This is a genomic window from Bacillus sp. SH5-2, from assembly GCF_008368905.1.
Taxonomy (GTDB): domain Bacteria; phylum Bacillota; class Bacilli; order Bacillales; family Bacillaceae_G; genus Bacillus_A; species Bacillus_A luti.
Genome location: NZ_QOSD01000017.1, coordinates 162,811 through 183,383, shown reverse-complemented (window position 1 = coordinate 183,383; position 20,573 = coordinate 162,811). Strand labels below are relative to the sequence as shown.

Below are 20,573 nucleotides of genomic sequence, written 5' to 3'. Positions count from 1 at the left end.
TTGCCTCTTTTTTTCATAAGGAATTTTTTGTGAAAACTGTAAAAATCATAAGGGGAGTATTGAAGTTTCGCTTTATACATCCCCTATCTTTCGGATACACTAAATAATATAAGGTTTTAAAGGAGGTATTTTTGCTTGGAAGAAATCACACAAGAACATATTGATAAGTTGTTATTATTTATGAGAGAAGAAGCGTATAAACCGCTAACGATACAAGAGTTAGAAGAGGCATTTGGAATTGAAGGTTCTGAGGGCTTTAAAGATTTTGTAAAGGCACTTGTAATGATGGAAGAGAAGGGACTTGTTATTCGTACGCGTAGCAATCGTTACGGTCTTCCTGAAAAAATGAATTTAGTACGTGGTAAGTTAATTGGACATGCACGTGGCTTTGCATTCGTTGTACCAGACGAGAAGAAAACGGGAGACGATGATCTTTTCATCCCACCTACAGAATTAAACGGTGCACTTCATGGTGATACAGTATTAGCACGCCTTAGTTCTCAATCGAGCGGTTCGCGTCAAGAAGGTTCAATTGTACGCATTTTAGAACGTGGCACGAAAGAACTAGTTGGTACATATACAGAATCGAAAAACTTTGGATTTGTTATACCTGACAATAAGCGCTGGACGAGTGATATCTTTATCTTGAAAAGTGCATCAATGGGTGCTGTAGAAGGTCATAAAGTAGTTGTGAAAATTACGAGCTATCCAGAGAATCGTTTAAGTGCAGAAGGTGAAGTTATTCAAATTCTAGGTCATAAAAATGATCCAGGAGTAGATATTTTATCTGTCATTCATAAACATCATTTACCTTTAGCATTCCCTGAAGAGGTGATGGAACACGCAAACAGTGTACCAGAAACGATTTCAGAAGAAGATTTAAAAGATCGCCGTGACCTGCGTGACCAAATGATTGTAACGATTGACGGCGCGGACGCAAAAGATTTAGATGACGCTGTTACAGTAACGAAGCTCGAGAACGGTAACTATAAGCTTGGTGTTCATATTGCGGACGTAAGTCATTATGTTCAAGAAGGTTCTCCAATTGATGTAGAAGCAGCGGAAAGAGCAACGAGTGTATATCTTGTTGACCGTGTAATCCCAATGATTCCACATCGTCTATCTAACGGTATTTGTTCATTAAATCCGAAAGTAGACCGTCTGACATTATCTTGTGAAATGGAAATCAACAATCTAGGTGATGTTGTCAAACACGAGATTTTCCAAAGTGTGATTAAAACGACAGAGCGTATGACGTATGCTGACGTAAGAAGCATTTTAGAAGATGAAGACGAAGAGTTAATTAAGCGTTATGAGCCGTTAGTACCAATGTTTAAAGAAATGGGCCAATTGGCACAAATTTTACGTGAAAAACGTATGCGCCGCGGTGCAATTGACTTTGACTTTAAAGAAGCGAAAGTATTAGTAGATGAAGAAGGAAAACCGACTGATGTGGTCATGCGTGATCGTTCTGTATCAGAGAAGTTAATTGAAGAATTTATGCTTGTTGCGAACGAAACAGTAGCAGAGCACTTCCACTGGATGAACGTACCGTTTATGTACCGTGTCCATGAAGATCCGAAAGAAGATAAGCTGGAGCGCTTCTTCGAGTTTGTAACAAACTTCGGATACGCAGTAAAAGGACGTGCGAACGAAGTACACCCTCGTGCATTGCAACAAATTCTTGAAATGGTTCAAGGGCAACCGGAAGAAATAGTAATTTCAACAGTTATGCTTCGTTCTATGAAGCAAGCACGTTACGATGCAGATAGCTTAGGACATTTCGGTTTATCAACTGAGTTCTACACGCATTTCACATCACCAATTCGTCGTTATCCAGATACGATTGTTCATAGATTAATCCGTGAATATATCATTAACGGTAAAGTCGACAATGAAACACAAGCAAAATGGCGTGAAAAGTTACCTGAGATTGCAGAGCACTCTTCTAATATGGAGCGTCGTGCTGTTGAAGCAGAACGTGAAACAGACGAAATGAAAAAAGCGGAGTACATGGTTGATAAGATCGGTGAAGAGTATGACGGTATGATTAGCTCTGTAACAAACTTCGGTTTATTCGTAGAGCTTCCAAATACAATTGAAGGTCTTGTACACGTCAGCTATTTAACGGATGATTACTACCGTTATGATGAGCAGCATTTCGCAATGATCGGAGAACGTACAGGTAACGTATTCCGCATCGGTGACGAAATTACAATTCGCGTTATTAACGTAAACAAAGACGAGCGCGCAATCGACTTTGAAATCGTTGGCATGAAAGGTACACCTCGTCGTAAGTTCAAAGATCGTCCAGTTGTAATCGAACAGCCAAGAACAGGCAGAAAGAAACGCGGTGGACGCAGCGAGCGCAGTAATGAGCGCGGCGGCGAACGCGGTACAGGAAGAAAGTTTGACCGTGGTGGTAAAGGCAAAGGAAAAGGATCAGCATCAGCTTCCGCGTCTGCTAGCCAGCCAGGGAAAAAAGATGGTAACGGTAAGAAGAAAAAAGCATTCTTCGAAAACGTACCAGGATTCAAGAAGAAAAAGAAAAAGCGTAAGTAAGAAGAGAGTGGCTTCGCTTTGATGGAAAGCGGGGCCTTTTTCTTTTTTATTGGTGGCTTGAGAGCGAGCCACTTTCGCTTTTTAATGGAGTCCAGCTACAGTGGCTAGAATGTTCGGCGGCTTCGCTTCTTCCCAGAGAGGCAAAGAGCGCCTCAAGGTCAGAAGCTCCATCCGCCTCACATTCTGAGCGAGCCACTTTCGCTTTTTATTGTAATCCAGCTACAGTGGCTAGAATCTATTGGCCATTTCACTCCCTCGGACGAAGCAAAAAGCGCTTCTTTGTCGGGAGTTCCAATGTCCAAAGATTCTAAGCAAGCCACTTTCGCTTTTTATCTACATTTGTTACAATGGTAAAAATAGAGGAGGGACGTTGTATGCCAAAAGGTACAGGTAAGGTTATTGCACAAAATAAAAAAGCATTTCATGATTATTTCATCGAAGAAACATACGAAGCGGGGCTTGTCCTTCAAGGAACGGAAATTAAGTCGATTCGCGCTGGACGAGTAAACTTGAAAGATGCGTTTGCACGTGTACATAATGGTGAAGTATGGGTTCATAATATGCACATTAATACATATGAGCAAGGAAATCGTTTCAACCATGATCCACTTCGTACGAGAAAATTACTTCTTCATAAAAAAGAAATTGATAAACTAGCGGGCGCTGCTAAAGAAACAGGCTACGCATTAGTTCCACTTAGAATCTATTTGAAAAATGGATTTGCAAAAATGGCACTTGGTTTAGCAAAAGGTAAGAAGCAATACGATAAACGTCACGATTTAAAAGAGAAAGAAGCTAAACGTGAAATTGCACGCGTGTTCCGTGATCGCCAAAAGATGTAATACAGATATTTACATTTGTAAAACGGCGCGCGTATGTTATAATAACTTATGTAAGATTGTTGCACATTGAAAAACAGCTCTTAGTAGCTATCACGATATTTCTTCGTATGCTCCATTTTTATCATGGGGACGTTACGGATTCGACAGGGATAGTTCGAGCTTAGGTTGCGAGTCGAGGGGATCGGCCTCGTTAAAACGTCAAAGCCTATAATTGGCAAACAAAACAATCTTTCTTTAGCTGCTTAATTGCACTAAAGGTTCCTCCCTCCATCGTCCATGTGGTAGGGTAAGGGACTCAAACTAAGTGGACTACGCCGGAGTTCGCCGTCTGAGGACAAAGGAAGAGAACAACCAGACTAGCAACTTGGAAGCCTGTCGATAGGCCGAAGAGTTCGCGAAATGCTAATATATCGACTACACTCGTAGAAGCTTAAGTGCCGATATTTTTGGACGTGGGTTCGACTCCCACCGTCTCCACCAATACATATTTGGTGGTTTTTTATTTTGTGTGTGATATGAACCATAAGTTTGCCGGAACGGCAAGCTTATGGTTCTTTTTGTTTGCGGCAAATTTATGGTTCCAGTAGTTCTGATGTTTTGGAATGAATGTTCAAAAGGCATTCTTCCATTCTGATATCAAAAATCACCTTTTAAGGGCCACACTATATCATTTCAAGAAAATTTTACACTAAAGACTAAAAGTCTTAATTCTTACAGCATTCTTTAAAGGTGAATAAGTGTCCAGAAAGATAAAAATATAAGTGCAATTGAACATTGGTTTGTTTACACACTTTATAAACACAATTGTAGTTAGAAAAATTTGGTATTATTGAGTTTTATCCTCTGTTTATAAACATAAAATTTTCTGTACATATATTTCTTAGCATATAGAAAAAAGGATAGTTTGGGCGATTGTCCATAAAAATTTATAGTTCTATTATATAAACTATGTACTTAATATGATCTTTCTTATAGTATTGTAGAGCTGGATTAGTACCATGCAATAAAAATCAATGGAATTTTAATATAGGAGTATGGAAAATAAAGATGAAGACTGAAATTAATAGCAACAGGATTGATATATTAGATTATTTACGAGGCTTTGGCTTGATAGGAATTTTGTTGGTGAATGCTCCGTTTTTATTAAAGATGGATCCCCCACCACTAGGTCCTATAGATACGTCATATCAACGATTTTTATATTTGTTTATAGAAGGACGTTTTTATACAATTTTTACTTTTTTGTTTGGTATAGGTTTTTATATATTTATTGCTCGTGCAAAAGCAAAAGGGTCTAATGAATACCTCTTATTTATTAGGAGGCTTATCCTACTATCTATTATGGGATATATTCTTAGTATATTTTTTTCAGGAGAGATCCTAGGATTATATGCAAGATGGGGAATCTTTTTATTACCTTTTTATAAAGTAAGACGGCAGTTCAATTTAGTATTTGCATTATTAGGAATATTATGTTTAAGTTTTTTAGGTTCGAAAGATCTTTTAGTATTTCCTTTGTTTTTATTGGGTCTAGCAGTGGGACAGTATTGCGTATTTGAAAAAATATTAGAGAACATAAGGGGATTTAAGGTTTTTACTGTAATTATGGCAGGATTGAGTTTAATTGGATTAGTAATTCATTATATATCTTTCAATCATGGAACACGAGTTTCTGGTACATCTTATCGTATAGGTCTTATGATTGGTCCAATTATTTCAGCCTGTTACGTAGGAGCGTTAGTTTTATTATTACAATCTGTTTGGGTTCAAAAACTTTTATGTCCGTTGAAACATTACGGACGTATGGCTTTGACAAACTATGTTTGTCAAGTAGCTTTGGTACTAATAGCTGACTATTACTTTCAATTAACAGGGAATATTACTTATCTCCAAACTTTTTTTCTTTGTATAGGTATTTATGTATTTCAACTACTGGCTAGTACGGCATGGCTTCAATTTTTTAGAATGGGTCCCTTAGAATGGCTATGGAGAACATTCACTTATTGGAAATTAATTTCTAACAAAAAATAAAATGCAACTTTCATTAAAACATAATCTATTTAGATTATGTTTTTTTTGTTGTAAGAGGATTAATTGATTTCTGTCTAAAGTTTATTTAAAGGTACAATTTGCTCGAAATGAGATGGTGTCCCCTTTTAAAAGCTCATAAAAAGTGAATTTTATGTACTTTTGATAAAATTCACGGCCAGCTTATGATTCGTTTTGTTTAAGGAATAGACATGGTTCCAAAAATAAAAGGAGTATCTCTTGCCTAACAAGAGATACTCCTTTTATTTGTTTTTAATAATTATTTATTATTTTACACCTAATTTTTCTTTTGTTTTTGCAGGTAAATCTGATTTTTAGAGATACTCCTTTTATTTGTTTTTAATAATTATTTATTATTTTACACCTAATTTTTCTTTTGTTTTTGCAGGTAAATCTGATTTTTGTACTTCTTCATAAGATTTAACTTCTGTGTCTGGTATATCTGTTTTCTTTTCGTCCTCTTGTTTAATGTAAAGGCGTAAAAATGCATTTTCTTTCATTTTTTCATTATTTGGTTTTTGACTAGTGAAAGTAACTTTTTTTTCGTCTCCATCTTCACCATAAGTAGGTAAAGTATAGACACGTTTATTATCTTTGATCTCACCTTCACCTTGGATTTGAACGTAGTATTCTTCTGTACCAATTTTGCTTGGAGAAGATACATCACACCCTACCGCAAAGCTAGCGAATAGTGCAAGAGTAGCGCATGAAGCAAGTAATTTTTTCATATAAAAACTCCTCTATAAGTTATTTGTGTATTTAAACTGGACTAACTAATTATTAGTTTACAAGGAATAAATGTGTGCAAACATCGATGTATCTAACTGGAAACTTACATTTTTGTAAGGAACCCCTATTTTGAAATCTATCTATATAAAAAGTGATTTTTAGTCATCTTGAATGATTTTAAATTTAAAGTAGTAATGAAGATATATTACATGAAAAGTTGTTGAGCGATTTTAATAACAGCAGCAACACCAGATAGTAAAACGAAACCGCCTAAGCAAGAAACAGTAACAATTTGGTTGAATAATAAGTCTTGGTTTTCTTTCATAAGAATTCGCTCCTTTAATTAATTTGATAATTTATGATTGCAATAAGAGTAAAAGTGTATATTACATGAAAAGTTGTTGAGCGATTTTAATAGCAGCAGCAACACCAGATAGTAAAACGAAACCGCCTAAGCAAGAAGCAGTAACGATTTGGTTGAATAATAAGTCTTGGTTTTCTTTCATGAGAATTCGCTCCTTTAAGTGATTTGATAATTTATAATTGCAATGAAAGTAAAAGTGTATATTATATGAAAAGTTGTTGAGCGATTTTAATAATAGCAGCAACACCAGATAGTAAGACGAAACCGCCTAAGCAAGAAACAGTAACGATTTGGTTGAATAATAAGTTCTTGCATGAGAATTGGCTTGTTTAAGTGAGTTGGTTTTTTAAACCACCAGAACCCCAGATAGTAAAACGAAACCGCCTAAGCAAGAAACAGTTGGTTGAATAATAAGTCTTGGTTTTCTTTCATGAGAATTCGCTCCTTTAAAAATGTTTTTATTGTTGATTGATTATCTACTTTTAGTTTATATAAAATGTAAGATTGGAAACATCGAAGTAACTAACGATTGGCTTACAGTATTGTAAGGAATCTTACAGAAGTATGAAAAAAGGCTATTCTATTGAAAGAATAGCCGAAGCTGAAGTAGATGTTGTTATGGAGTTCTCTCATCTAACTTCATGTTTTTTATGAATTGTTTCGTTTCTGGATTCGTAAGGAGAAGTAAGCGGAAGGATGTTCCACCGTAATAAACGCATTTTTTGATTTTAGTAACTATTGTTTGTTTTTGTGTAGGAGAAAGACAATCGATATCATTTTCTTCTAACAAATAAATAACCTCTAACATATTCTTTTCTGCTTTTTGGGCGATACGATTAGATTTGAATTTTATATACATGAAATTAATGGTTGCCCCAATTGTATAAGGTAATAAAGCTAATTGAGCTTTCTTTTCTAAATTTGTTTTAAAATCATTCATATTAAAATTCGTTTCCCCGTCAATTAGTACAGAAACATCTTGAATAAAAATAACGAGTAATAATAGCGTTGTTGCAATCATTGAATTGGATATGAAAAAAGCATTTTCTGTACGACTTAGTTGATAAGGAGGTCGTATCCATACAATTCCCATTTGGACAATAATGCCGATGAAAATCGTTAAGATGATAGAAAAGTTATTTAAAAGGTCAAAATGAGTTAAACTACCTATTGTTGATAATAAACTAGTACTTATTATCGCTCCAGTGATAACTGAAGAGAGTATTAATACTATGGTCATTAATATATTTGTCCATTGTAGTGCAAGATAAAGGCTGGTTACTGTTACTGCACTTAGAAGTAAAATCATTTGCATCACATTAGAGAATAGGTCTGAAAAAGACGATGAGATGGATGCATTAATTTGTAATAAGCTATTGAAGCTCAATACAGCGATAAGTAGGCTGTACAATATTTTTGTATAACATTTGTAAATGTATCTACGATAAGGTAATTCTTTATGGGAGTCAAAGAGAGAAAAGAAGGTTAATTCTTTTACCTTTTGATGTTCTTGTTTCATTTCGAAGTAAATATTTTTAGCGAAATATAAATAAAGTAACAAGACCATAAGCCAACTAATATTAACGATCCACAATCCGTAAGACTCCCTAGTGTTAAAGAGAATAGAAATTATTTTTGTTCCCATATACATATAAATAGCAATAAGAATAAATGCATTTGTTTTTTTTCTTAAGTTATAGGCAGAAAATTTTCTGATTTGTTTGCTGAAGAAAAAGTATAGAGAAGTTCTTAGTAGTTGTTTCACATGCTGCAATAAAATAGCTCCTTTCGTTTATTCAATCAGTTGTTGAAATTTAAAATAGAATCAAGTGCATATATTAGTATAGTGGATAAATGATTAATATGGGATATAAAAAAGCTGGTGACAGCATGTCACCAGCTTTTTTATTATCTTTCTTTCGGAAGTACAATCCCTTTATATAATTGAACTGTAATAAGGTAATAAATTGTATAGATCACTGCGAAAATTGTCAGTGGAACCCAAATACGGAAGTATGGGTCAACCACAATGAAGGAGAACAGATTCATACCAACAATTACATGGGATATGCCAATGGTAGCTGGGAATAAGAATACTAGCAATAGCTCCTTATAGATTGATCTCGCTAATAGCTCGCGACGTACTCCTATTTTACGTAACATTTGATAGCGCTTTGTATCTTTCGTTGCACCAGATAGAATTTTGAACATTAAGCAACTTGCCATCATAGCTAAGAAAGCAATTCCTAAGAAGAAGCCCATAAAGACTGTACCACTTGTGAAATTGTACATAAATTCGTAAAAGCTAAATTTACTATTCAACTGATCCTTAGTTATATCTTTATATTTTGTTAATTGTAATTGATTAAGTTCTTTCCATTCTTTCTTATAAGCTGCATAATCATTAGTTTTTCCGATTACAACATATTGTTCCGCTGTTTTTATTTGATTGTACATCTTTTGGTCTACAATTTTTATATGTTGTTGTTTGTATAAGTATTCAGGCTGTATTCCATTGAATACATTCTTCCATTCTTCAGAAAGAGTAGGACCGTCAATTGTATCGTTTTGACCTTTCTTTACAATTGCTCCCACTGGAAGCTCACTTGTAGTTCTTTCTACTTTACCGATTTTCTTTTGCTCAAATCCAATTTGAACGAGAGGTCTATTCTTTTCTAAGTCTTCTTTCAAGTAGTAAACAAATTGCTGATCTACTTTGTATCGATAGTCCGCTTTTTCTTCGAATTTGATCTTTTTTAATATTTTTTTCTCATCTGCTGTTGGGTTGTGAACTGCTACGTCATATAGGTAAGAAATATCAGTAGCTAGGCTAATATTGTTTTTAAAAGCCATTCCGCCAGCAATTGCTCCAACTGCAAGTGCAATTAACATTGCTACAGTTGCTAATACTTTTGTTAAATCATTTACTCGGAAGGTTAATTGAGCAAAAGTAAAAGAGTTTAATCCTTTTTCATTTAATGGCTTAATTTTTTTGAGTAATTTCATAGTTAGCGGTAATAAAGAAATGAAAATAAGATATGTTCCTAATGTTGTTGCTACTGTAGCGATAGGAAATCCAGCAAATGATAAAGTTTCTATGTTTATTAATGCTGCATATCCAATTGCTAATGAACCAGCACCAATTAATGATACAAAGAAAGTTTTGATTCCTTTTACTGAAGGTTTGTCTGTTTTCATCTCAGAATGAACCAGTTGTAATATTGTAATGCGAGATAGTTTCGCTGTATTCATAATGGCAGCTAAGAAAAACAGAATGAAGAAAAATATTACTGTTACACGAATAGATGGAATATAAAGAGCATGGTATCCATCGGAAGCAAACTCTAACTCTTTCATGAGAAGTTGTCCAATTCCTTTAGAAAGCCCGATACCGATTCCAATCCCAATAATAAGTGAAGTGATACCGATAGCTAAAGTTTCTATAAACATGAGCATTGTAATTTTATATTTTTTCGCACCTAACATCATATACATACCGAACTCTTTTTGCCTTAATGACAGTAAAAATGAATTCGCATATAAGATGTAGAAGAAGGTGATAGTCGCTAATAAAAACGAACCTATTTGAAAGATGATTCCAATAGTGCTAACCATTGCATTTGCCTTAATAAATGAATCATTCATCGCTAGTGTTTGGAACATATAAAAGATAGAAATGGACATAACAAGTCCAATTAATAAGACAATGTAATCTCTTATTTTACTTTTTAGTCCTGACATCGAAAGTTTGAGTAACATGTTGTAAAATTCCTTTCTTATGCTTTTTGTGTACCTAAATCAGCAAGTACATTTAAAATTTCTTTATAAAACATTTCGCGGTTTGTTGTACGATGTAGTTCTCTATACAGCTCTCCATCTTGAATGAACAAAATGCGCTGGCAGTAACTTGCACTAAATGGATCATGAGTAACCATCATAATTGAAACATTTTGTTCTTCATTGAGACTTTTCATTGCATCTAAAAGGCTAGTTGCATTTTTAGAATCAAGTGCTCCAGTTGGTTCATCTCCTAAAATAATCGCTGGCTCATGAACGAGTGCACGTGCAGCGGCAGAACGTTGTTTTTGGCCACCGGATACTTCTGAAGGATACTTTTGAAGAATTGCTGAAATTCCTAACATCTCTGCTACCTTTGTTACTTTTGGTCCAATTTTTCGAGAAGGAACACTTTGCAGGGAAAGTGGCAATGCAATATTTTCATAGATTGATAAATTTTCTAAAAGGTTAAAGTCTTGAAAAATAAATCCTAATTTTTTGGAACGGAAATCAGAGAGTGCGCCTTGCTTCATTTTTGTAATATCCGTACCTGCAATTTCAACTTTGCCGTCTGTTGCATGATCTAATGTAGAAATTACATTTAATAATGTTGTTTTTCCTGAACCAGATGGCCCCATAATTCCTACAAATTCACCTTCTCGAATTGAAAATGATACACCTTTTAAGGCGTATGACTGATTTTCACCTTTTTTACCATATACTTTCTGAACATTTTTTACGTCTACAACAGGTCTTTGCATTTTTATATCCTCCTATATGTTATTTCTTACTATTATTTTTTTCGGATAGGCATTAAGTTCCAATAAGTTAAGCAACGCCAGATCCATTCTACAGGTCCAAAATTAAAATATTTTAACCAAACATTACTAATCACGATTTGAAAAATCCATGTTAGGAAACACATACTCACCATAGCGATTGCTGGTGAAAATACGCTTAGAGTTATTGGTAAAATGAACATTCCAATAAAGGTCTGTCCTAAATAATTACTCATTCCCATTCTCCCGTAAGCTTGTAATGGTTTTAATACAGTGCTTCCTACTGTACTTTTCAACAGAGCTACAAGGATTAAAATATAAGTTATTGTGAGAAATGGTTGTAAAATGTTTAGTAATATAAAAGATAGCTTTGCACTTGGTGTTAGCATTTGTACAGTAACCCCAGTAATAGAAACAATACTAAACATAATAATGAGCAATTTATGAAGTTTTGGGCGTTGTTTTAATTTAGTAAGAACATCCAACTTCATTAGTGAATACCCTTCTATAAAATAGATTAAAAATGAAGTTATCATAGTTAATATTTGAAGAGCATCAAGAAATGGAGGTATGTTCGACTTTAACTGAAATATATAATCGTAAGATATTATACTTACGATTATGCCCATTACATGTAAGCTTAAAGAAATTACTAACAATAATCGGCCAGGAACTTTATGAAGACTTAATAATAGTAACCCGACAATGGCGTAAGAAATTAAGACATCTCCTCCCCAAACACTAGCGTGTAATAAACCAATTACTGCTAGTATGATCATACGGCGTATATAGATAAAATATGGTTGACCTTTTGCTTTTGCTCGAGCTAAGAATAGGGCTGATCCAGCTCCAAATAGTAGTGAGAAAATGGCATAAAACTTTCCGGTTACAAAAATGTTAATCCATTTATCATCTGGTAAAGTAGTATTGGATACATCAGCTTCGTTAAAAAACATTGATATATTCACTAAGAAAATGCCAATTAAGGCAAAACCTCGTATGACATCTAAATCAACAATTCGATTCTTTTGAGGTAAACTTTGTTTTATTGCATTCATAATTCATACATCCTTTCTATTATGATTTTTAGTACATGTATTAAATCTGCGACGATAACAGATTAACCCTCCAGTATTGCTTGATTAACTATTGTTAGTTTACAAGTGATTAAAAGTTGCAAACATCGATGTATCTAACTGGAATCTTACATTTTTGTAAGGAACCTGCATGGAGATATTTTTTATTAATTCTTTAAAGACTTTTTGATGAGTAATAAGTTCACTTGAAAATTAAATTAATTGAATGAAAAAACAAATAAAACTGAAAATGGCATAAAAAGAAAAATTTGTTATAATAGCGAATGTTGTATATTTTGGAGGTGAAGAACTTGGGTGCTTATTTATTCCCGATTAAGACGGCGATAATTACATTTCCAATCGCTGGTTTTATTTTATTAATTCCTTTTTTAATTTGGCAGTATCGTAAGCATGGGTATATTAATTATTTACGTATGTTTGTTTTGTACTCTTTATTATTATTTTCAATGGCGGCCTATTATTTAATTATTTTACCGTTTCCGGCAACGTTTGATACGTGTAGTATGCAACGTCCAGGAACACAGCATTATCAAATAACACCTTTTACTTCAATCATGGACATCTTGAGAGAAACAAAGGTGAATTTTGCGAATCCAATGTCATACATTGGAATTTTGAAAGAGCGTGCATTTTTACAGGTGGCATTTAACTTTCTATTATTGTTACCATTAGGCGTTTATTTACGATATTATTTCCGTCGTAATCTGTTACAAACTGTTATTATTACATTTTTTGTTTCCTTATTCTTCGAAGTTACACAATTAACTGGATTCTATGGATTATATAATTGTCCATATCGTTTATTTGATGTTGATGATTTATTCTTAAATACGTTTGGTGGATTTGCAGGATATATGATTGCACCAATATTTACTTATTTCCTACCAGATGTACATGCGATGGATGAAAAAGTTGATCTTGAAAATAAACCAGTTCGTATGACACGACGTTTCCTTGCTCTTTGGATGGATTGGTTTGTTATTGGGATTGTGACTTCTTTAATATTCAATGTTAAAGTTTCCGTGGCATTTATATTTAGCCCTGCTGAAAAATTAGACGAGCTTTTACTTGTCTTCGTTTGGATATTCGTTTATTTTATTGTTGTTCCTTATTTCACAAATGGGAAAACAATTGGGAAATGGATTCTTCATTTTAGAGTAAAAGGGCAAGGAGAGAGAATTACTTTCATTGAATTATGTAAACGATATGGCTTGTTATATTACGGGATTGGTGGTATCAATTATATTTTAATTGCTTCTAGAGTATTGAATGAGCAATTAGAGATAATTTTCCTTTTACTATTCTTTATTTTCAATGGTTTAATCTTATTGCATTTTGCATTGCATATTTTTAAACGAGATAAGCGTTTATTCTATGAGAAAATGAGTAAAACGTATAATGTGATAACTTTTAAAAAGAACAAATAAATAAAAAAAGCATCTGTTGAGATGCTTTTTTTATTTATTCACAATGTTATTGTAGGATTTTACTGTCAGTATATAGTAAGCAAAATAAATCAATGTATAGGCAACTATGGTAGTTAAAACTGGAATGAAAATGTCTATACCAAGTGTATTAGAAAGTGCATTTAAAGCGACAATACTATGCAAGCTACCGACAGTAAGTGGCAAAATGAATATAAAGGCAATTTGTTTTGCAATAGATTTAAAAATGGTTTGCTTACTTACACCTAATTTACGTAAAATGATATATTTGTCTTGATCTATAGTTGCTTCTGTTAATTGTTTAAAGTAAATGATGCTTCCAGTTGCAGCTAAAAAGACGAGTCCTAAAAATACACCAGCGAAGATGACTAATCCTGTGGCTTCCACAGCACTTTTATAAGCACCGTATTTGGATATTAAATTGATATCTTTAAGGAGTATTTGAATTGCTTTCGTTAACTTTTCTGTATTTTTGTCATCGGATACTTTATATGCTTGTAGCATATAAGGTTTTTGTTGTTTGCTCATATCAGAAAAAATTTTGTCAGGCACGACGATAGTAAATTCATGTAATGAATCATTTAGGATGTTGTCTTGAATTTTCCCTACAAATTGCAATGAATAATCACTACTTGAAAGATGCAGGTCTACTTTGCCGTTTTTATATTCAGTTTGAAACGTAGTACTCTTATTTGCATCGAGAGCAACCACTTCTGTATTTTGAAGGGATACTTGTATATCCTTATTAGTCTTATCGGCTAGCATATTGAATGTGCTCTCCGATAATAAATTTAATTCTTTAGGATTTCTTTCAAAATCAACTGGCAAGATGCCATTCACTTGTAAGTCTGCTTTTATTTTTATTAAAGGGATAGCAATTTTCTCTTTTACTGTATGATTAGAGTTTCTTATTGTATTTTCAATTTGCTGATCTATATGTGAATCTGTTTTTACATACATAAAACTAAAAGGTTCGGTTTTATCAATCATTACCTTATTTTTATAATACATACTATAAGAAGCACCGATTCCACACAGTGTGACTGCGCTTAATAGTGCAATGGCAGTTAGTGTTTTTGCATTTGATTGAATGCGTGCTAATAGTTGAGATACACTAACCACATTAATCCCACGGTAATAGCGTGTTTTATTCTTCTGTAAGCCAAGTAATAAAAAAACAGTAAAAGAACGAAATATGAAATATGTACCGATCACAGAACCACCTAAAATAATACACATATTCCGTATCTTATGGTCCAGCCATATAGAAGAGAAAATAGGTTGAAGTGCGAACCAGTAAGAAGCAATAACTAAAATAATTCCTAATAAAGCAGTCCATATGGATCCTTTTGGAATGAGCTCACCTTGTCTTTCAGCCTGAAGTAATTCAATCAATTTGAACTTGTAAATGATGCTATAACCGTGAAAAGATGTTATTAAAATAATAACGGTAAATACGAGTATGGTATGCATGATTGCTTCTAGAGAGATGGAAAATGAAATAGCAGTTGATAATTGCATTACTTTTAAAAGTAACATTGAAAACACCTTTGAGAGTAAAGCCCCGATGCCCATTCCTATAATGAGTGCAATAATTCCTATGATGAGATTTTCATAAAATAACATGGTACCAATTTGCCGTTTTGGAACACCTAGTAAGGAATATAATGCAATTTCTTTTTTTCTTTTCTTTGTGAAAAATGAGTTTGAATACCAAATGAATATTGCTACAAAAATGATTAGAATAACAGAAGAAGCTTTAAAAACATCTGCAATACCTTTGGCTGTACTCGTTTGTTCTACGATATAGTCGTTATATTGTAAGGATACAAAAATAAAATAAATGACAATACTAAGTATCATAGATGCAAAGTAGAGTACATAATTTTTAAGATTTCTTTGTAAGTTTTTTTGGATGATACTAAATGGAGTCATGCCCACTACCTCCAAGAGCAGAAAGAATACGTAACAGTTTTTGGGAAAATTCTTCTTGTGGCATCTCGCCCTTTACAAGTTCTGTGAAAAGTTTTCCATCTTTAATAAAGAGGATGCGTTTGCAATAACTTGCTACAAAGGGATCATGCGTAACCATCAAAATGGTGGCAAGTTGTTTTTTATTTAACACTTGTAGGATTTGTAGTAAATCAACTGCTGATTTAGAATCTAGTGCACCTGTAGGTTCATCAGCTAAAATTAATTTTGGTTTTCCTATAATAGCTCTCGCTGCTGCAGTACGCTGCTGTTGTCCACCAGAAATTTGATACGGATATTTATTTAGCAATTCTTGAATGCCAAACATTGTTGCAACTTCATCTACACGTACATCAATTTCGTGTGCATTCATATTTCTTAAAGCAAGTGGTAGAAGTATATTATCCTTTATCGTTAACGTATCAAGTAAATTGTAGTCCTGAAAAATAAAGCCTAATGTGTCACTACGGAATGCAGTCAGTTGTTCATCTTTCATTTTTATAATATTTCTTCCACCAACAATAATTTCTCCTGTGGTTGGTATATCAATCGTCGATAATATATTTAATAAAGTAGATTTTCCAGATCCAGATGGACCCATTATGCCAACGAATTCACCTTCAAAAATTGTGAGATCAATATCATGGAGGGCAGTAAATATGCTACCTTTATTACTAAAGACCTTCCTTACGTGTTTTGCCTGTAATACGGGGTTCAATATGGATCCTCCTCTATTGTATGATAAGCTTATTGTATGGTAATTTTATACCCTAAACCATAGGACAACCTTACAAATTATAATTCAAACCTTACAAACTTGTAAGGTTAAAATAGTGCTAGGAGGCAAACTTTTTATGAAAATTTTATTAGTTGAAGATGAACCAACCATTCGTGAAACAGTGGCCGATGAGTTAGGGAAATGGGGATTTGAAGTATGGGCGAGTACAAACTTTGAACATATTTTAAACGATTTTTTCGCTCAATCTCCGCAACTTGTTTTACTTGATATTAATCTTCCTTATTTTGATGGATTTTATTGGTGTAGAAAAATTCGAGAAGTATCAAAAGTACCAATTATTTTCTTGTCATCTCGTGATAATCCTATGGATATGGTAATGGCCATGAATATGGGTGGAGATGATTTTGTACAGAAACCATTTTATACAGATGTTTTAGTGGCTAAAATTCAGGCTCTTATGAGACGTACATATTCTTATACACAAACTGAAACAAATGTTGTTGAATATGAAGGTGTCGTATTAAATTTACAGAGCGGGGAAGTAACATATCATAATCAAATATTGGAATTAACAAAAAACGAATTTAAAATTTTACAGATATTAATGCAAAATATAGGATCGATTGTAAGTCGCGACAATATCATGCGTAAACTCTGGGAAAATGAAAGTTTTGTTGATGATAATACATTAACAGTAAACGTTGCTCGTGTAAGGAAGAAGCTTGCTGAACTTGGAAAAGAGGAATTTATACATACGAAGAAAGGGCAAGGTTACATTATTACATGAGTATTTTTCGTTACATAAAAGAACGTCGTTATTTTATGCTTCTGTACTTCTTGATTATGTTATTTATTTCTACCATGATTTATTTAAGTGAGGGATTAAGTAATACGAAAGAAAATCTTTTGTATATCAATGTTGTAAGTGCAATTTTTATTCTTATCTATCTTATAATCGGGTATTTTTATCATAAAAGATTTTATAAAGAACTTCATATTGCTCTTCATTTAGAGCAGGATACAGTTATTGCAATCCCAAATCCACATACATATGAACAGGAACTATATACAGATATATTAAAAAAACTGTACTTAGAGCAACAAGAGCAAATGTACGTATTGCATGAGGAAAAGAAAGAATATCACGACTTTATTATGTCGTGGATTCATGAGGTTAAGATACCGATTGCTGCTAGTCAACTATTGATGCGCAGTGGAAAACCAGCGGATATTTTAATTGATAAATTAGAGGATGAGTTAGGGAAAATAGATTACTTCGTTGAACAAGCCTTGTATTATTCACGGCTTGATTCCTTCTCAAAAGATTATTTTATTCAAGAAGTTTCTCTAGAGGCGATTACGGGAGCTAGTATGAAGAAATATGCTAAGTCATTTATTTCAAAGCGCATTCAATTTGAACGTACACACTTACAACTTCTAGTAGAGAGTGATACAAAATGGCTATCTTTTATTGTCGATCAGATTGTAGCAAATGCATTGAAGTATACTGATTCGCATGGAGAAATTAAGTTTATTGGGGAAGAAGACAAAGCGGAAAAGCGTCTCATTATTCAAGATAATGGAATTGGTATTAAGCTTGAAGACGTTGGAAGAGTATTTGAACGTGGATTTACAGGGGTGAATGGACGAATTCATACGAAATCAACTGGATTAGGATTATATTTAGCGAAACGATTGTCTCATAAATTAGGGCATGATATTTCTATTGAATCGAAAGAGAATGAATATACAAAAGTGACAATACATTTTCCTAAAGGGAATCAATATCATGCGATTGCGAAAATATAAGAAACGCACTTATCTATAGATAAGTGCGTTTCTTATATTTTTTTATCATGGGGCGGTATCCCTAAAACAGAAAATGAAGAAATAGTTATTGATGATAAGCAGTTAGATACTATAGCGATCCCTTAATGATTAAATAATATGTATTTAAATCTTCATATACTTTGTGTTTTTATCCGTATCTATTGTAAGATTATATAGAGTTCTCCTAATAAGCTGTTATAATGGTTTTTTTTAGGGATTTAATATTTGTAAATCTTAAATTGTTTTTTCGGGATAATTTTTTATTTAACTAAGTTATATTGAAGTAGAGGTGAACCATCGGTGAGGCAGGTGTTAGTAATTAAAAATGAGCGGTCTTTAGCGAAGAAAATCGTAAGCGGTTTAACGGAAGAAGGCCATTTCATTTTAAAACTTCACAATGAAAACGAAGGTTTAAATATAATATATGAACAAGATTGGGATATTATCATATTAGATTGGGATTCATTAAGTATATCCGGACCAGAAATTTGCAGACAAATACGACTTGTTAAAATGACACCGATCATTATTGTGACCGATAATATTTCTAGCAAGGATTGCGTAGCAGGGTTACAAGCAGGCGCTGATGATTATATAAGAAAACCATTTGCGAAAGAAGAATTAGTAGCAAGGGTTCAAGCTATTTTAAGGAGAAGTGACTGTAACCAGCAAAATGAGATAAACTTTTTTCAGTTTAAAGATCTCTTTGTTGATGCATCTAGCAATATTGTGAAAAAAGGTAGTGAAAATCTCTCACTTACGAAGCGCGAGTACGATTTGCTTGTATTTTTAATCAAGAATAAAAATACAATATTGAGTCGTGAAATGCTTTTGAATCAGGTTTGGGGATATAACGTAGTAGTAAATCCAAATGTAGTAGACTTATATATTGGATATGTAAGAAAAAAGTTAAAGTGCGAGAAGAAAGACAGATATATCCAAACGATACATGGCAGAGGCTATTCAATGATTGAATGATAAAAATAAGATGATAGGTAGAGTACAGTTTTTTTCTATTAAATCTAATAATCAAATAGTTTCTGAGAAGTATTAAAAGATGTAAAAAGCATATTTCTATCAGGCAATGGATTATGAAAATACTAGCTATTAATGGGTGTGTTTTGTAGGAGAAATCAAGGTTAGTCAACATGCCTGACTTCCAATATTACTTCTGGCATCCAATGTATGCTTGGTTTTATTAATTCACACCATTCACAAGATTTTCACAGAATTAATGCTTATACTAATTAACAGGGTATTCAAATGAAAATGATTATCAATATTGGTTTAGGTGAATAGCAGTTACTATCTAATTCAATCTATGGACGTCATCATTTTCGAAATAAATTACAATATAAGGAGTATACGTATGAAAAAAACTATGCTTTTAAAATTAGTAAGCATTCTAGCAATTTTCACTTTAATGTTAGTAGCTTGCTCTGATTCAGGTAAAGAAACTTCGAAAGCTACTAAAGGTAATAGTAGTGATAAGCCAAAAACGGTTGAAATCACTGATGCACATGGAAAGGTTACTGTTCCTGTAAATCCAAAGAACGTAGTTGCTTTAGATAATAGAACTTTTGAAACTTTAGCTGATTGGGGAATTAAATTAGCGGCTGCTCCAAAGGATATCATGCCTGCTGATTCAGCATATAAAAAGGATGAAAAAGTTCAAAATATCGGAAATCACCGTGAACCAAATCTTGAAATTATTGCAGCTGCAAACCCTGACCTTGTAATCGTTGGTCAAAGATTTGCTGACCATTATGAAGAAATTAAAAAATTAGTACCAAATGCAGCGGTTATTGATCTTAACTTTGATGTTTCTGAGAAAGCTACTAAGCCTGGAGAAAACTTAGTAAAAGGACTTAAAGATTCTACAATTACTTTAGGAAAAATCTTTGATAAAGATAAAGAAGCTAAAAAATTAGTGGCTGATTTTGATAAATCTATTGAAAATGCAAAATCTGCTTATAACGGAAAAGATAAAGTTATGAGTGTTATCGTTACTGGTGGTAATATTGGTTTTGCTGCTCCACATTCTGGTCGTGTTTGGGGACCAATGTATGAAATTTTCGGTTGGGTTCCAGCATTAGAAGTTTCAAATTCTACTGCAGGTCATAAAGGTGATGACGTTTCTGTTGAAGCTATTGCACAAACAAATCCTGATTGGATTTTCGTATTAGATCGTGATGCTGCAACATCTGATGCAGCTACTTCAACACCTGCTAAGGATGTTATTTCTAAATCACCTGCTCTTCAAAACACAACTGCTGTTTCTAAAAAACAAGTTATTTATGCACCAGAAGATACTTACACAAATGAATCAATTCAAACTTACATAGAGTTATTTGGAAATATTACAAAAACTTTAGCTAAGTAGTGTAAA

Annotated in this window: 17 protein-coding genes and 1 other RNA gene; 9 read left to right on the top strand and 9 right to left on the bottom strand. The window is 33.3% G+C overall.

What is annotated here, in order from left to right:
* Positions 1-135: 135 nt before the first annotated feature.
* The 4 genes from rnr (at position 136) to DN410_RS13390 (ending at position 5,435) form a co-directional block, all read left to right on the top strand.
* Positions 136-2,562 (top strand): ribonuclease R, encoded by a 2,427-nt coding sequence (gene rnr / locus DN410_RS13405; protein WP_149176876.1) that lies wholly within the window; start codon positions 136-138, stop codon positions 2,560-2,562.
* A 374-nt stretch (positions 2,563-2,936) separates the two neighbouring features.
* Positions 2,937-3,404 carry an SsrA-binding protein gene (smpB, locus tag DN410_RS13400; protein ID WP_001123920.1) on the top strand — a complete coding sequence of 156 codons (468 nt, stop codon included), beginning with the start codon at positions 2,937-2,939 and terminating at the stop codon, positions 3,402-3,404.
* A 125-nt stretch (positions 3,405-3,529) separates the two neighbouring features.
* Positions 3,530-3,884, top strand: a transfer-messenger RNA (tmRNA) gene (gene ssrA, locus DN410_RS13395).
* Positions 3,885-4,451: 567 nt separating this feature from the next.
* A complete protein-coding gene (locus tag DN410_RS13390; RefSeq protein WP_149176875.1) occupies positions 4,452-5,435 on the top strand; it encodes a DUF418 domain-containing protein in 984 nt (327 codons plus the stop codon).
* A 371-nt stretch (positions 5,436-5,806) separates the two neighbouring features.
* On the opposite strand, the gene DN410_RS13385 is transcribed toward DN410_RS13390, so the two are convergent.
* From DN410_RS13385 to DN410_RS13360, 7 genes are all read right to left on the bottom strand, one after another.
* Positions 5,807-6,181 (bottom strand): YxeA family protein, encoded by a 375-nt coding sequence (locus DN410_RS13385; protein WP_147806426.1) that lies wholly within the window; start codon positions 6,179-6,181, stop codon positions 5,807-5,809.
* A 206-nt stretch (positions 6,182-6,387) separates the two neighbouring features.
* Positions 6,388-6,507: a DUF4027 family protein gene (locus DN410_RS13380; RefSeq protein WP_000662454.1), complete on the bottom strand. Its 120-nt coding sequence runs from the start codon at positions 6,505-6,507 to the stop codon at positions 6,388-6,390.
* A gap of 61 nt (positions 6,508-6,568) precedes the next feature.
* Positions 6,569-6,688, bottom strand: a complete 120-nt coding sequence (locus tag DN410_RS27985) for a DUF4027 family protein (RefSeq protein ID WP_179958612.1) — start codon at positions 6,686-6,688, stop codon at positions 6,569-6,571.
* A gap of 474 nt (positions 6,689-7,162) precedes the next feature.
* Complete coding sequence (locus DN410_RS13375; RefSeq protein WP_149176874.1) at positions 7,163-8,320, bottom strand: AcrB/AcrD/AcrF family protein; 1,158 nt, start codon at positions 8,318-8,320, stop codon at positions 7,163-7,165.
* A 134-nt stretch (positions 8,321-8,454) separates the two neighbouring features.
* Complete coding sequence (locus DN410_RS13370; RefSeq protein WP_149176873.1) at positions 8,455-10,305, bottom strand: FtsX-like permease family protein; 1,851 nt, start codon at positions 10,303-10,305, stop codon at positions 8,455-8,457.
* 17 nt (positions 10,306-10,322) lie between these two features.
* Positions 10,323-11,084: an ABC transporter ATP-binding protein gene (locus DN410_RS13365; protein WP_149176872.1), complete on the bottom strand. Its 762-nt coding sequence runs from the start codon at positions 11,082-11,084 to the stop codon at positions 10,323-10,325.
* A 32-nt stretch (positions 11,085-11,116) separates the two neighbouring features.
* Positions 11,117-12,160, bottom strand: coding sequence for a DUF418 domain-containing protein (locus tag DN410_RS13360; RefSeq protein WP_147806421.1), 1,044 nt, complete (start codon positions 12,158-12,160; stop codon positions 11,117-11,119).
* A 329-nt stretch (positions 12,161-12,489) separates the two neighbouring features.
* Here DN410_RS13360 and DN410_RS13355 point away from each other — a divergent pair, with 329 nt between their 5' ends.
* The gene (locus DN410_RS13355; RefSeq protein ID WP_149176871.1) at positions 12,490-13,626 is read left to right on the top strand and encodes a VanZ family protein; all 1,137 of its coding nucleotides are present in this window, start codon (positions 12,490-12,492) and stop codon (positions 13,624-13,626) included.
* 30 nt (positions 13,627-13,656) lie between these two features.
* Here DN410_RS13355 and DN410_RS13350 read toward each other — a convergent pair whose 3' ends face one another.
* Positions 13,657-15,579: an ABC transporter permease gene (locus DN410_RS13350; RefSeq protein WP_149176870.1), complete on the bottom strand. Its 1,923-nt coding sequence runs from the start codon at positions 15,577-15,579 to the stop codon at positions 13,657-13,659.
* A complete protein-coding gene (locus DN410_RS13345) occupies positions 15,566-16,333 on the bottom strand; it encodes an ABC transporter ATP-binding protein (protein WP_149176869.1) in 768 nt (255 codons plus the stop codon). The genes DN410_RS13350 and DN410_RS13345 overlap by 14 nt, the downstream gene beginning before the upstream one ends.
* Before the next feature lie 136 nt (positions 16,334-16,469).
* On the opposite strand from DN410_RS13345, the gene DN410_RS13340 reads away from it, so the two are divergent.
* The 4 genes from DN410_RS13340 to DN410_RS13320 all read left to right on the top strand — a co-directional run bounded on the left by DN410_RS13340 (position 16,470) and on the right by DN410_RS13320 (position 20,567).
* Positions 16,470-17,141: a response regulator transcription factor gene (locus DN410_RS13340; protein WP_149176868.1), complete on the top strand. Its 672-nt coding sequence runs from the start codon at positions 16,470-16,472 to the stop codon at positions 17,139-17,141.
* Positions 17,138-18,163: a sensor histidine kinase gene (locus tag DN410_RS13335; RefSeq protein WP_149176867.1), complete on the top strand. Its 1,026-nt coding sequence runs from the start codon at positions 17,138-17,140 to the stop codon at positions 18,161-18,163. The genes DN410_RS13340 and DN410_RS13335 overlap by 4 nt, the downstream gene beginning before the upstream one ends.
* A gap of 321 nt (positions 18,164-18,484) precedes the next feature.
* Positions 18,485-19,162 (top strand): response regulator transcription factor, encoded by a 678-nt coding sequence (locus tag DN410_RS13325; RefSeq protein ID WP_149176866.1) that lies wholly within the window; start codon positions 18,485-18,487, stop codon positions 19,160-19,162.
* A gap of 391 nt (positions 19,163-19,553) precedes the next feature.
* On the top strand, positions 19,554-20,567 hold the full coding sequence (locus tag DN410_RS13320) for a siderophore ABC transporter substrate-binding protein (RefSeq protein ID WP_149176865.1): 1,014 nt from the start codon (positions 19,554-19,556) through the stop codon (positions 20,565-20,567).
* The last annotated feature ends 6 nt before the right edge of the window (positions 20,568-20,573 follow it).